The organism is Marivirga aurantiaca (genome assembly GCF_016679925.1).
GTDB classification, from domain to species: Bacteria; Bacteroidota; Bacteroidia; order Cytophagales; family Cyclobacteriaceae; genus Marivirga; species Marivirga aurantiaca.
In genome coordinates this window covers 1,086,576-1,101,410 of sequence record NZ_JAEQBW010000001.1, presented here as the reverse complement: position 1 = coordinate 1,101,410, position 14,835 = coordinate 1,086,576, and the positions used below count along the sequence as shown (strand labels likewise).

The following is a 14,835-nucleotide window of genomic DNA, read 5'->3' as shown; positions in this document are numbered from 1 at the left end:
AAATCATTCAGCTGTACTGGCAATCACCTCTTCTAAATCTTTCTCTACTCTTAATTTATCAATAATAAACAATTGCCTTTCCATGGTATTTGTACCCATATAAAAGCCTAGCAAATCTTTTATTTTGGTCTGATTATTTAAAATAATAGGATCTAGTTTGATGTATTCGCCAATAAAAGCACCAAATTCATCAGGAGAAATCTCACCTAAACCTTTAAATCGGGTGATTTCCGGTTTATTGCCCAACTTGGCAATGGCATTTCTCCTCTCCTCATCGGTATAGCAGTAAATAGTTTCTTTTTTATTTCTCACCCTGAATAAAGGAGTATCTAAAATATATAAATGGCCATCCCTTACTAAATCAGGAAAAAACTGTAGGAAGAAAGTCATCAACAATAAGCGAATATGCATCCCATCTACATCGGCATCAGTAGCAATAATCACTTTTCTGTAGCGTAATCCTTCCAGGCCTTCTTCAATATTCAGTGCATGCTGTAATAAATTGAATTCTTCATTTTCATACACCAGTTTTTTGGTTTTACCATAGCAGTTCAATGGTTTACCTCTCAAACTAAATACTGCCTGGGTTTGCACATCACGTGACTTAGTGATAGAACCGGAAGCAGAATCCCCCTCGGTAATAAAAATCATGGTATCATCACGCTTTTCGTGCTTTGTATCATAATGGATCCGGCAATCCCTTAATTTCTTATTATGTAAATTGGCTTTTTTGGCTCTTTCATTGGCCAGTTTTTTAATGCCTGCCATGTCCTTACGTTCCCGCTCCGATTGCATAATTCGTTTCTGCAGGGCATCAGCAGTTTGAGGATTTTTATGAAGGTAATCATCCAGCGCTTTCTTTACAAAATCATTAATAAATGTCCGCATAGTCGGTCCATCAGGCCCAACGCTTTGAGAACCTAGTTTGGTTTTCGTTTGTGACTCAAATACGGGCTCTTGCACCCGAACTGCAACTGCAGCTACAATGCTTTGCCTGATATCTGAAGGATCATAATTTTTCCCATAGAAATCACGAATAGTTCGTACTATTGCCTCTTTAAAGGCAATTAAGTGAGTACCTCCCTGAGTGGTATTCTGACCATTCACAAAAGAATAATACTCCTCTCCATATTGGTTGGCATGTGTCATAGCCACTTCAATATCCTCTCCTTTTATCTGAATAATCGGGTAGCGGTTGTTTTCTTCATCGGTTTTATGCTCCAACAAATCATACAACCCACGGGCAGAGTGAAACTTTTCTCCATTAAAATTAATGGTCAGACCTGCATTTAGGAAAGCATAATTCCATATTTGCTCTTCTAAAAAGCCGGGAATAAAGTTATAATTTTTAAATACAGTAGGATCCGGCTCAAAAGCAATGAAGGTGCCATTTCTTCCACTGGAAGGAATAATTTCACCATCAGTTTTAATAATTCCCTTTTCAAATTCCGCTATTTTGGTTTTGCCTTCCCGAAAAGCCTGAGCCTTGAAATACCCTGATAAAGCATTTACAGCTTTGGTACCTACTCCATTTAAACCAACTGACTTTTGAAAAGCCGTGGAGTCATACTTTCCACCAGTATTGATTTTACTCACGCAGTCCACAACTTTGCCTAATGGAATACCTCTTCCATAGTCTCTGATTTCCACGCGCTGGTCAGTAATTTTTACCTCTATGGTTTTGCCATAGCCCATCATATGTTCATCAATGGAGTTATCAATCACCTCTTTCACCAGTACATAAATACCATCGTCAGGAGAAGAACCATCTCCCAGCTTACCAATGTACATCCCGGGTCTAAGCCGGATATGCTCACGCCAATCTAATGATTTGATACTATCTTCGGTATATTGAACTTCTGCCATCTGTTATGTTTCTTGAATGATAAATCGGACTCAAATTTTAAAATTACAAAGCTTTTTGAAATTTTAAAGCTTTTGATCTGAAGTCGGTTGAATAAAACCAGCCTTAAACGGAGGACAATACTTTATTGTTAAATGAAGTATTACATTAATTAAGACTACAAATTAAATTGATAATGAGCTATTTAGGCAATCTTAACAACTGCCTTATAATTGACTCTGATACAATGAAAAAAAATTATTTATTTTTGATTAAAATCAATGGCAACCATAGAATCCAGAATACAATGATCAGTAAGCTAACTATTAAAAGGGGAACATAACCATTTTGCTGAAGACCTTCCTCATTATTTATAAAAATAACTACTGTAAGAAGCGATGCAAAGAATAAATTAAAAGCACCGGCCAAACTTATACTCCAGCTATAGAGGCTCTTGCGAGAGTTCTCGTTTTTAAAATAAGAACTAGGGGAAATAGGTTGTTTTTTAATGATAGTGGCCAGCATGTAACACACAAGGATAACTATTGCAGGAAGAATCAAGCCCGTATAAAAGAAGGTATTATTACTGATTTCATAGAATTCATCAGTGATCTTTAATCTTACATACGATGCATCTGCAAAATAAGCATATGCGTAAAAAAGTAAAACTGTATAAGCTAATCCTGTTGCAAGGAGAAATGCGCGTGCTATTCTTTCCATAGATATTATTTGATGACAAAATTAAAGGCTTTGTCGAGTATTTCCCCATTTATTGAGGAAGTTTTTGTACAAAATGTTATATTTCGCAAGAGAAGCATTTAATTGCTTGTAAGTTTCACAAAATTATATTTTATGGATTTCAATCCAATTATATTATCTATTCCGATTTATTTCGCTCTCATTGGGATTGAATTATTAATTCAGGCAATTAGAAAATATAGAATTTATCGTTTAAATGACGCTATTACAAATATTAGCTGCGGGATAACCCAGCAGGTAACGGGGATTTTTTTTAAAATATTAAGTATAACCGCCTATCAGTTTGTGTATGAAAATTTTGCACTATTTGAAATTTTACCTACATGGTACAATCTCATTATTTTATTCGTTTTAGCGGATTTCTTCTATTATTGGGCACATCGTAAAAGCCATGAAATCAACTTGTTCTGGGGTGGCCATGTGGTTCATCACCAAAGCGAGGATTACAATTTTTCTGTGGCTTTAAGGCAAGGCTCTTTTCAGATTATCTGGACATTCTTCTTTTATTTTCCACTTGCCATTTTAGGATTTGACACCTTAAGTTTTGTGCTAATGTCAGGTTTGGTGACTGTATACCAGTTTTGGATTCATACTGAGACCATTGGTAAACTAGGCCCTTTTGAATGGATTATGAACACCCCTTCTCATCATAGGGTACATCATGGGAGAAATCCAAAATACATTGATAAAAACCATGCTGGCGTATTTATTATATGGGATAGAATGTTTGGCACCTTTCAGGAAGAAGAAGAAAAGCCAACTTATGGTATTACCAAGCCCACAGCAAGCTGGAACCCTGTGTGGGTAAACTTGCAGCATTATGTAGAAATGGCCGGGGATTTAAAACAAATGAAAGGGTTTAAGAATAAATTAAATTACATTTTTAATAAACCCGGATGGCGTCCGGAAGAAATGGGAGGCCAAATGCCCATTCCTGAAGTAAAGAAAGACGATCAAAAATATAATCAAAAAGCAGGTGCAGCCATTAGCTTATATGTTTTGGTTCAGTATATTATCATTCTGGGAGGAACCGCTTTGTTTCTATTTCAGGCGGAGAAACTTTCCATGCTACAACAAATTATAGCTGTAGCACTCATCATTCTTAGTGTACTCAGCTGTGGATTGCTGCTGGAAGAAAATAAGTATAGTTTTACTTTAGAAGTTTTTCGACTGATAGTGACCCCTGTTTCTATCGGGTTTCTCATTTTGGGCGGAAATTTCGATCCTTTCTTTTATGGATTATTCGTTTATTCATTCCTCTCCATTGGAATTCTTTTGTTTTTTAAGAGAACAACTGTAAGTACAGTACAACAATCAACTAAAACTATTTAATGAAAAACAAGCTATTATCACTTTTACTCTTATGTATTTTATACGGCTGTTCAAGCATGCCTGAATTAAACAATATAGATTTAAACCAATGGAAAAGTGATAAAAATGGGTGTAACTCCTACCGTATTTCAGTTGCCAACGAAATAATAAACCAGAAAAAGAAGCTGAAAGGGCTGTCTCAAACAGAAATAATTAGTTTATTGGGCCAGGCAGACCAGCACGAATTGTACGAAAGAAGTCAAAAGTTTTTTATATATTACTTAGAACCTGGAAAAAAATGTGAAAATTATAGTGATCAATATTTTAGGGCACTCTATATTCGCTTTAATGCTTTGGACCAGGCAATCGATTTTAATATTCAGAAAATAAAGTAAGAATACATTTTTAGTAATTAACGATAATGGGAAAATTTACAAGAAACTTATACGATTGGAAAATCAGAAGACTAACCTACATTATGGGTGCAGGTATGATTCTTCTGGCAATTGCTGTGTTTTACATTATATCAAATTTGGGTTACACAGAGGAAAGCCTGCTACGCTCGGAAAAACTAGGCAACATTAATAAGATAGCCCTCCCACTCCACCCTGATATGCTCTCTCAGAATGAAGCCAAAGCAGAAAATATAGTGCGGGAAATTGAGAAACTATTGTATACTTTTGAACAAGGTGGTAAATATTTGAAAGGTAAGGAAACCATTAAAGTATCGGCACCAGACAAGGAATTAAAAGCATCACTTGATGATTTAAGAGCAAAGTGGGATCCTTATAAAAACCTCATTTATTCCTGGAAAGATGGCCAAAAGTCTCTGTCCGAATTATCGGATGAGCTTACTTCAAAGTATGCTGCTTTTATGAAAGAAGCTAATGCTATTGAAATGGATGTGCATAATTTGGCAAAAGCAGAAGAGAAGGAAGAGAATGTCGCTCTAATTATATTATTAGCCTATATTGTATTATTAATTTTCCTTATTTATTGGATTGTACGCTACCTGATCTTAAGTCCAATTTATAAAATCTCCCTAACTTCCAGGGAACTGGCAAAGGGGAACCTATCTGAACAGATAAAATTTGACAGTAAAAATGAATTAGGTTATATAGCCAGAAATATCAATTCTTTAGCTGACATTTTAAAACATGCTACTGATTTTACTACTAAAATAGGAGAAGGGAAATTGGATGCAGATTATCAGGGAGTGGATAAAAATGATAGCAATTCACTGGCTAATTCCCTCTTAAAAATGCGTGATCAGATGCAGAAATCAGCAATAGCTGACAGAGAGAGGAATTGGGTAACTGAAGGTTTGGCCAAGTTTGCAGACATCCTGCGAAACAATAATGACAATATAGAAGAACTATCCTATCAAATTATTTCAAATTTGGTGAAATACATGGAAGCCAATCAAGGTGCTTTATTTGTGCTTACCGAGCCAGATTTGAATGACGATGAAGAGCCCAAAATTGTTCTTGAAGCAGCTTATGCTTATGAAAGACGGAAAAGACTAAACAAAGAGATCAGCATTGGCGAGGGTTTAATAGGCCAGGCTGTTCAGGAAGGAGATAAAATTTATCTAACAGAAGTTCCTGAGAATTTTGTTGAAATAAAATCCGGATTGGGAGAAACACTGCCAAGGTGCATATTAATAGTTCCCCTAAAAATCAATGAGCAAATTAAAGGAGTAGTAGAAATAGCTTCTATTAAACCAATTCCACAATATCGAGTGGAGTTTGTGGAAAAGCTGGGAGAAAACATTGCTTCTACCATTGCAAATGCAAAAACTAATGAACGTACCAAAGTGCTCCTGGAGGAATCACAATCGATGACAGAGCAAATGCGTGCGCAAGAAGAAGAAATGCGCCAGAACATGGAGGAAATGGAAGCTACCCAGGAAGAAATGGCCAGAGCTCAGGCTGAAATGGGTTTTAAGGAATCCACTTTAAATGCATTAATTAACAATACCACCGACTCCATTATACTAATTGATAAAGATTATACCATCCTGGTGATGAACCAGGTAATAAAGGACAGATATAAAGGCACACAGTATGAAAGCATGTCCGAAGGAAGCAATGCCCTGGATATGTTGGGAGATGTAAAAGAAGAATGGAAAGGCTATTATGACCGCGCTTTCAATGGTGAAAAGCTTTCTTTCACCATCAAGAGTAGCGTAAAAGGAGAAAACACCTACAGACATTATGATATCCATCCTATTAAGGAAACAAATGGTGAAATAACAGGTGCTACTATATTCTCCCGGGATATTACAGAACAGAAAAACATGGAGCTTCAAAAAGAGGAAGTAGCTCAAAAAATGAAAGAAAGAGGTTATGTATTGGATGGAATGATTAACAATACAGAAGACACTTATTTTGCCATTGATAGGGAATATAACATACTAGTGGTTAATGAAGTACTTCAAAAAAGATATAAGCAATCGGGCATAGACCTAAAAGCAGGAATGAATATACTGAACCTGTTACCAAAAGACCAGATGGAAAAGTGGAAAAGCAGGTATGACCAGGCTTTGAAAGGTGAAAAAGTGAAAGTTGAAGAAGTGAGGGAAATGGAAGCTGGTAATTTAATTATAGAAACCCGCTGCGAACCCATTCTGGGAGACAAAAACGAAGTAATTGGTATTTCAACCGTTTCGAAAGATATCACAGCTTTAAAAAAGGCTGAAAAAGAAAATGAGGAGTTGAAGAAAAAACTAGGTGGGAAATAATCGGTTACGTTATAAATAATTAAATAATCAATTAAGAACCTGCTCTCATGTGGCAGGTTCTTCTTTTTTAGAAAGAAACCTCAAAAAAAATGGTCATACGAATTATATTAGCCGGATGGATTTTACTGCTTATAGGCTGCCAATCAGAAATAAAAAATGCTAAGAAGGTAGGTAACAACATTTCTAAGAAGGTTAAAGAAAAAATTAATATAGCAGATATTGAGGTGGGAATTGAAAGCTATATTGCGGAAAAAACCCTGGAAGGAGATGGATTCTTTCATATCAAAAATGGAGATCAAGAGCTACGCTTGAAACTGGTCAGGGTTCATACAGAATATTTATCCAATCTTGGGCCACAACGACATTTTGCTTGTGTGGATTTAGCAGATGTAAGTGGAGAGGTATATGATGTTGATTTCTTTCTATCGGGTGATCCGGGAGATATGGATGTCACAGAAACTACGGTGCATAAGCTTAATGGAAAACCATTTTATTCATGGAAACAAAGAAAAGATAAAACATGGCATAGAGTGGCATTTGAGGGTGCTTCCAATGATCTTTTGGGAATTATTGAGGACAAGGATAAATTCGAATTTCTATACAAATCTACTCTGCCCGATTTGAATAAAAATGCCAAAATGTGGATTCCAATAGCAAAAAGTGATGATTTTCAAAAGATTAAGATCAAATCACTTGAGGTTCCCGGCAAACAGCAAATGATTGAGGATAAAGAAAATAACAACACCATTTTATTACTGGAGTTAGGCCCTGAACATAGCGGACAAAAAATAGCAATCGTTTATGAAGTAGAGCGTATTGAAAAAAATCCTTATTCTTCAAAAGAGCCCAATCTTGACAAATACTTAACCTCCAGTAAATTGGTTCCTGTTGGAGGCAGGTTTGGAGACATTGCAAATGACATTATAGGTTTAAAGCAAAAGAATGATGACCTCATGCAAGCAAGGGCAATTTATGATTATATAATTGATAATATGAACTACAGAAAAGATGGAAATCATGGCAAAGGAGATGCTGTTTTTGCTTGTGATTCCAAAGGTGGAAACTGTACGGAGTTCCATTCCTTTTTTATTTCCCTGGCCAGGTCAGCAGGCATACCAGCTCGTTTTGCTATTGGAGCAGCTATTCCATCCGATAGAAATGAAGGAGGAATAGATGGATATCACTGTTGGGCAGAATTTTATGCTGAAGGAAAATGGTGGCCTGTCGATATCAGTGAAGCGAATAAATATACTGCACTTGCTACTTATTACTTTGGGAGACATCCTGCCAATCGTATTGAATTGAGTCGCGGCAGGGATATTTCCATTGAACAAGGTCCCAATAGTGGACCAATGAATTTCTTAGCTTATCCTCTACTAGAAGTTGATGGACAAGCAGTTTCAGCAATGCCTTCCTTCTCTTTCAAAAGGAAAAGTAAATAAATTCTGGTATAAAAAAATGTCCGGCAAAGTATAAAAGATTATACAATCCGGACATTTTCAACTCTTAAGTAAGGGTTTTTAATCCCCTCTATATTTTATTAAATTATTCCTTTGTTTCTGATACTTCTTCGGTAGCATTTTCAGTAGTGTCAGTTGGATGTTCCTCATCCGTAGGATGTTCTTCATCTGTTGGGTGTTCCTCAGGCACAACCTCTTCTATTGCAGGCTCTGTAGTTGTTTCCGTAGTTTCTTTTTCCTGGCTTTCTTTTTTAGCATCTCCACAAGAAGATAAAGTTGCTGTTAGAAAGAATATAGCAGCTATTGCCATTATACCGTAAGCTTTGAATCCTTTTAGTAAATTCGTCATAGTTATATTTTAGTTAGTGATGAACAAAAATCCACGATGATTCCCACCGCTTCAAACCAAATATACAAAATTTTGGTAAATGCAAAGGCCGTTGTAAAATTTTTGATCATAGCGGTTTCCTTAACTATATCTAAATAGTCATTCAAAATGACTCTAAAACTACTCTAAATCGGTATAATTTAACTTAATTGACAAAAGGTATTTCTCTCCATCTTCTTTAGCAAGTCTTATTATGCTTTATCAATCCATCTATTTTGAGAAATAGTAAAAGCGGAGATTAGCCAGTCATTTTCATGAAAATTCATATTTTTCTACACATGAACATTAAATCATCTACAGAAGTAACAAAACACATCCTATTCTTTTCATAATTCAATACTGTACTGAGATTACGCGAAAATCAGAATTAAATTTTACTTTATTAATAATAACACAAGAACAAAATCTTGTTATTTTAATATTCGCTCTTTTATTGATTAAAAAGTACAATAGCCAAAATTTTTTATTCTTCGAAGAGGCAATAAACTTAAAACCATAGTTGTTAATTAGTTAACAGTAAAATACTATAACATTAAATACAAAATCATGTAACAGTTTATTAATTACTATTCGTTAAATAATTACATTTTTTTTACCAAAAACTATTACCACCAACATCAAAATTTCAACTATTTTTTAACCTCTTAAACTGAACAGTTTAATTAAAACTAAGCACTATGAAAAAAAACTATGGGCAATTAGCTTTGCCAAAAAAAATCCGTTTATCTAAAATACCATTTTTATTGACAATACTTATAAGTTTTTATGTAAACAGCCTATACGCCCAACAGGATCCTAGAATTGCCGACAACGGAATGGGATACCTGGAGTACCTCCCTCCTGATTATGAATCCAACAATAAACTTTATCCGGCTATAATATTCTTGCATGGCCATGGTGAAAGAGGCAATGGCTCACCATCAGCTTTAGAAGCCGTTAAAAAGCATGGCCCTCCAAAACTTATCAAAAATGGAGAGAAAATGTGTTTTGAAGTAAATGGCAAAACAGAATGTTTCATCGTATTATCTCCCCAACAAGGCAACAACAGACACGGTTGGAAAGGTTATGAAGTGATTCCATTTGTGCAGTATGCACTTAATAAATACCGGATTGATCCAGACAGAGTATACCTTACCGGACTTAGCATGGGCGGTCAGGGCACATGGGAAACTGCTTATTCCGAAGAAAATGAACCTAATTATTTTGCAGCTTTAGCGCCTGTAGCCGGTAAAGGCAGTTTTACTAAAGCTTGCATAGTAGCAGAAAAAGAGATTCCTGTCTGGGGTTTTCATGGCGCCAATGATAATGCCATAGGACTCAGCTCAGGAGAAAAACCTATTAATGGAATGATTGCATGTGGGGCCAACCCCGCTCCTATTTTCACTATATATGCGGGCGTTGGCCATAGCGGATCATGGGATAGAGCCTATAAAACCAATCACTCCATTCATTCTCCTAATCTGTATGAATGGATGTTGTCCCAGTCAAGAGATGGAACTACAGGCGGGAATCCTCCAAAAGCACCTACTCAGTTAAGGGCAAGCAACACTACCAGTGAACAATTTACCTTGAAATGGGAAGACAATTCCAACAATGAAAATGGTTTCGAGATTGAACGTTCATTAAATTCCAATAATGGGTTCTCAGTAATAAAAAGCACTTCCAGAAACACCAGGAGCTATTCAGATAAAAATCTGGAACCAAATACTACTTACTATTATAAAGTGAGGGCCAAAAATTCGGATGGATATTCTTCCTATTCCAATAAGCTAACAGCGAGAACAAATAGTGAGATTCCTAATACCCCTAACAACACCTCAATTGTTATTGACAATAATTCCGGAAAAGTCACTACTAGTGGAAATTGGGCAACAAGTAGTTCCGGAGGAAACAAAAAACATAAAAATAATTACTTCCACGACAGGAATTCCGGTAAGGGCAATAAGAAGGTGGTTTTTAATACAGACCTCCCTTCAGGCAGTTATGAGGTATTTGCCTGGTGGTTTGCACATAGCAACAGAGCGTCAAATACTCCTTTTGATATTGAAAGTGATGAAGGAACTACTACAGTGGTAAAAAACCAGCGAAATGATGGGGGAAAATGGGTATCTCTGGGAGTTTATGATTTTACCAACAATGCAAAAATAAGTATCAGAAATACCAATACGAATGGTTATGTAGTAGCTGATGCCATCAAATTTGAATCTGTAACATCAAGCCCAGGTGCACCTGATAATAACCCTGTTGTTATAATAGATAATATTGATTCTGGTGTGGAACCCAACAATAATTGGACAATAAGCCAATCAGGGGGCACGAGCAAATATGGAGATGATTATTTTCATGACGGGAATAGACAGAAAGGGAATAAAGACATTGTTTATACAGCCTCCGTAAGTCCGGGGAATTATGAAGTATTTGCACGATGGTTTGCCCATAGTAATCGTGCCACAAATACCCATTATGAAATCCTCTCTTCCGATGGTGTTGCGGATGTTTATAAAAACCAGCGACTCAATAATGCCCGCTGGGTTTCTTTGGGAGAATATTCATTTGATAACGAGGCTGAAATTACGGTGAAAAATGACAATACAAATGGCTATGTGGTAGCCGATGCCTTCAAATTAGTTCCTACTGGTAATAATGCCAGCAGAGCTTCGGCACCTTCTCCTAACTTAATTTCCGAAGTGGAAGAAGATTCCATTTCTTCTGATGAAATTGTTGTATACCCTAATCCGGTGAAGGAATTAATGAATATTAAATCCCCTTTTGAAGAATCAAAGGTATTTCACTTGAAGATCATGGGAGCTTCAGGAGGCCTGGAATGGAATGAAACGGTTGAAGGACGTGGAAGTATTCCCGTTAGCCTGGCCGGGGCAGGTCTCACGAAAGGAATTAAATATTTGCGTATTGAAATGGAAGGACAGGCTGTAAAAATTCTGCGGATTATGATATTGTAGTAAATAAGTAATATTAAAATTGTAGAGACGTAAAATTCACGTCTCTACAATTTTAATTTTAATAAAAATCGTCTCCCATTATTTGCCATTATTTCACTACCGTTCTTGGAATAACAGCTGGCAACCTGCTCAGCATTTCATTATTAAGTAACTGTGTGCTATTGGTAAAGCTGGAGACATTAATTACATTATTATTTTGTCGTCCAATCAGCACTACCTCATCGCCTACTTTAGCATTTTTAATGTGGGAAATATCCACCATAAACAGATTCATATTGATAAGTCCCACAATAGGTGCTTTTTTGCCATCAATTAATACATGTCCCCTGTTAGAAAGCGCCCTGGGATAACCATTGGAATAGCCTAAAGGCATCACAGCAATGGTCATTTTATGAGTAGCCTGGAAAGCAGTACCATAACCAATAAACTCTCCTTGTTGCACATCGCGGATATCCATGATATCCGTTTTCCAGGTAAATATTCTCTTTAATGCTGAATCGGCTTTCTTATTGATCTCATTTAAATGCGTATAGTATATTTCAGGACTTGGCCAGAAACCATATTGAGCCACTCCTATCCTTACCAAATCATAGACGGTATCAGGCATAGCCAATGCGGAGGCAGAGCATGCTATATGTCTTAAATTAGGTATGATTTTCTTCTCTTTACACTGCTTCAGGAATTCTTTATAGCGCTTATGCTGCATTTCAATTTTAAAATCGTTTGACCTACTTTCAGCACCACCAAAATGAGTACATAACCCCTCAAACACAACATGTTCTTTATTCTTCTTCAGGAATGTCAAAGTCTTGGGAAATTCGGATTTCTTCATGCCTGTTCTATTAGCCCCTGTTTCAACTTCAATATGCACTTTGGCAGGCTTTCCTAATTTCTTCGCAGCTTCGAGTACCTTGGGCAATCTATCATAGTTATAAACAAAAAACTCTATATCATGCGACACAGCCCAGGGTATATCTTCTTCATATAGTATGCCCATTATCATAATATGAGTTTCCTTTTTGCAAGCCTTCAAAACTTCTTCTGCTTCGAAAGAAGATGCCACTGAAAAATGGTGAATGCCACAGGCTTCCGCCATAGGTACAAAGGTGTTTATTCCATGACCATATGCATTGGCTTTAACTACTGAAGATAAGATCGCATGTTCGCCTATTTTCTTTCTTATGAAGTTTATATTGTTTTTATAGGCCGATTTCTTCAGCTCAATTCTTGATGAATGTTTTACCATTTTTTCTTGATTTCCAGCCAGGTATATGATTTCCCCCAGCTATCTTTGGCTAATGTTTTTACTTTTTGAATTTCTTCTAATGGAATGTTATCCAGCTTGCTTTCTGCTTCCAAGTCATTAAAATGAAAAGCATAGGTTCGTGCAGCAAATTCATGTATTGGCAGTGATGATTCCCCATGTTTCTCCCCTTTTCCAAACACTGAAGGCTTAATTTTCTGCCCCCAATCTTGTCTACCCTCATTATTTGGATTAAGGAAATACGCCCTGTACTGGCCGGTAGGGTCTTTCTCCACGCGTAACAAAGAAACAGCATGAAAACCAAGCATATCTCCTTTGGAAGAGGTAATAAATATTCCTACAGGATTGGGATAAATAAGATGATGCCCGCCATTATACTCAGGATGGCACATTGCATAAAATACTTTCACAAAACCATCAAAATCTACAATGGCATTGGAGAAATAATCATAAGCTGAAGCAAATCCTATTTGAATCCATTGCCCATAAAGTGCAGGATTCACCCATTTATGGGGGTCTTCTGCCCTTCCTGAACCTCTCAACATCATTTCGTTATAGACCCGGTCAAGCATAGGCACCAAAGTAACCGATACTGCATCAAGGTTATGATCCAAATTCTGCACCAGACCCTTCCCTATTTCAGAGGCTTTAATTTCCTGTCCCTCAAAGCGGAAACTTAAATCATTTGTAACAGCAGCTGTTTGCACCATATTGATTAATTTAGCAGGTGCATGTTGGCTCCACATACTAATGCCCCGCGCACTTTGGCAGGTAGGGTTATTCCCCTGCCCTACACCTAATGGCTGTCCCAGAATCCGAAATAAGGCCCCAACTAAGTATTGCCTCGCACTTACTGCCTGATGTGGATTCTTGGTTGACTTTAATATTCTTTCTTCTACTTTAGGATGGATTTTGATGCTCATGAGGTTGGAAAGACCAGATCTCACCGCCTCTCTGGCTATCACACCATTCTCAAGCATTTTTGCCAATCCATAAATACACTGGGCATTATAAATATGTACAGTTTTCAGAATAATATCCGATAGGTAGGTTGTATGTTCATTCCATCTGGTTTCTCCAATGGGTGTCAATCCCATACAAACAGGAACAGTTTGCAGGTGATTCCCCTCTATTAGAAATGTTAATAAAACTGCATGATATTGACTTACCAGTCCATATTCCAACATAGATTGGCTCATTTCCTGGGCTTCAAGATAAAGCTCAGTATTATTCAAGCTTAAAAGAAGTTTCTTATACTGCTCCGTACTTTTGCCCACTGTATTTTTGGTTGGCCTGTAAATACAGCGCTGGAAGCTTAGTAGTTTTTTATCTTCTTCACGATTTGGGTCAAGTTCAATTTTTTCCTTTACCAGGGCAATGATTTTCCTTTGCTTTTCAGTAACTACTGGTCTTTGCTCACAGATTAATGTTAGTTCTTCTGCCAATGTTTCCTTTACATCATCCAGGTGAATACGGTCCGATAAAAAGCGAAACAGATTGTGTACCTTATGCAATTCATGATCACTCATGATCAGGCGTGTTTCTTCAAGCGGCTCATTGAAAACGAATTCCAAATTTGCTACAATTACTTCTTGAATGAAATTATTGGCTTCCTCAGCCGTAATTTTCCCTGATTTGTAATCTCCTTTTGCTATTGCCAAAAGTCTCAACTCGCTTAACAACTCAATAGTTGAATTGGGGTGTCCACTTTTTAAAGTGCCATTTACCAATGCTGCCACCAATTTGGCCGGATCTGCCCATGGAGAATTTTCAAAGATCCCTGCTTCAGAGATATCCCCTATTGAATTATAAATCAATGAATAACCTTCCATTGAATCTGTCAGGACATCAATCTGCCCCATTAACCTACTAGCTTTTTCAGGTTTAGTAAGGGAAGTTGCCTCAGAAAACTCATTTAAAAGCTCTTGTAACTTCTGATTGTTATTTTCTGTTAGTGTTTGATCCACCATTTAATCTAAATAATTTAAAGTATTTCATTCCGAAATGTTAAGAAGTCACTCATAAAAACTCCTTGAGAACTTGAATTAAATTTCAGAATAGTCATGCTTGTTATCACTAACAAGCATGACATTATTTCTAATTACTA

Annotated in this window: 10 protein-coding genes; 5 read left to right on the top strand and 5 right to left on the bottom strand. The window is 36.7% G+C overall.

Annotated elements, in window-relative coordinates; translation table 11 throughout:
• Positions 1 to 3: 3 nt before the first annotated feature.
• Together JKA74_RS04670 and JKA74_RS04665 are read right to left on the bottom strand one after the other, a co-directional pair.
• Complete coding sequence (locus JKA74_RS04670; protein ID WP_201429984.1) at positions 4 to 1,866, bottom strand: DNA topoisomerase IV subunit B; 1,863 nt, start codon at positions 1,864 to 1,866, stop codon at positions 4 to 6.
• A gap of 235 nt (positions 1,867 to 2,101) precedes the next feature.
• Positions 2,102 to 2,563, bottom strand: coding sequence for a hypothetical protein (locus tag JKA74_RS04665; RefSeq protein ID WP_201429983.1), 462 nt, complete (start codon positions 2,561 to 2,563; stop codon positions 2,102 to 2,104).
• Between the two features lie 132 nt (positions 2,564 to 2,695).
• Between JKA74_RS04665 and JKA74_RS04660 the strand changes: the two genes are divergently transcribed.
• The 4 genes from JKA74_RS04660 (at position 2,696) to JKA74_RS04645 (ending at position 8,098) form a co-directional block, all read left to right on the top strand.
• Positions 2,696 to 3,934, top strand: a complete 1,239-nt coding sequence (locus JKA74_RS04660; RefSeq protein WP_201429982.1) for a sterol desaturase family protein — start codon at positions 2,696 to 2,698, stop codon at positions 3,932 to 3,934.
• Positions 3,934 to 4,308 carry a hypothetical protein gene (locus JKA74_RS04655; protein WP_201429981.1) on the top strand — a complete coding sequence of 125 codons (375 nt, stop codon included), beginning with the start codon at positions 3,934 to 3,936 and terminating at the stop codon, positions 4,306 to 4,308. Before JKA74_RS04660 ends, JKA74_RS04655 begins: the two co-directional genes overlap by 1 nt.
• 26 nt (positions 4,309 to 4,334) lie before the next feature.
• A complete protein-coding gene (locus JKA74_RS04650; protein ID WP_201429980.1) occupies positions 4,335 to 6,656 on the top strand; it encodes a PAS domain S-box protein in 2,322 nt (773 codons plus the stop codon).
• Positions 6,657 to 6,745: 89 nt separating this feature from the next.
• The gene (locus JKA74_RS04645; protein ID WP_201429979.1) at positions 6,746 to 8,098 is read left to right on the top strand and encodes a transglutaminase-like domain-containing protein; all 1,353 of its coding nucleotides are present in this window, start codon (positions 6,746 to 6,748) and stop codon (positions 8,096 to 8,098) included.
• Between the two features lie 103 nt (positions 8,099 to 8,201).
• On the opposite strand, the gene JKA74_RS04640 is transcribed toward JKA74_RS04645, so the two are convergent.
• A complete protein-coding gene (locus JKA74_RS04640) occupies positions 8,202 to 8,465 on the bottom strand; it encodes a hypothetical protein (RefSeq protein WP_236587500.1) in 264 nt (87 codons plus the stop codon).
• 716 nt (positions 8,466 to 9,181) lie between these two features.
• On the opposite strand from JKA74_RS04640, the gene JKA74_RS04635 reads away from it, so the two are divergent.
• Positions 9,182 to 11,464 carry a golvesin C-terminal-like domain-containing protein gene (locus JKA74_RS04635; protein WP_201429978.1) on the top strand — a complete coding sequence of 761 codons (2,283 nt, stop codon included), beginning with the start codon at positions 9,182 to 9,184 and terminating at the stop codon, positions 11,462 to 11,464.
• Between the two features lie 88 nt (positions 11,465 to 11,552).
• Here the strand turns inward: JKA74_RS04635 and alr are convergent, their stop codons facing one another.
• Together alr and JKA74_RS04625 are read right to left on the bottom strand one after the other, a co-directional pair.
• Complete coding sequence (gene alr, locus JKA74_RS04630; protein WP_201429977.1) at positions 11,553 to 12,710, bottom strand: alanine racemase; 1,158 nt, start codon at positions 12,708 to 12,710, stop codon at positions 11,553 to 11,555.
• On the bottom strand, positions 12,704 to 14,698 hold the full coding sequence (locus JKA74_RS04625; RefSeq protein WP_201429976.1) for a hypothetical protein: 1,995 nt from the start codon (positions 14,696 to 14,698) through the stop codon (positions 12,704 to 12,706). The genes alr and JKA74_RS04625 overlap by 7 nt, the downstream gene beginning before the upstream one ends.
• Between the last annotated feature and the right edge of the window lie 137 nt (positions 14,699 to 14,835).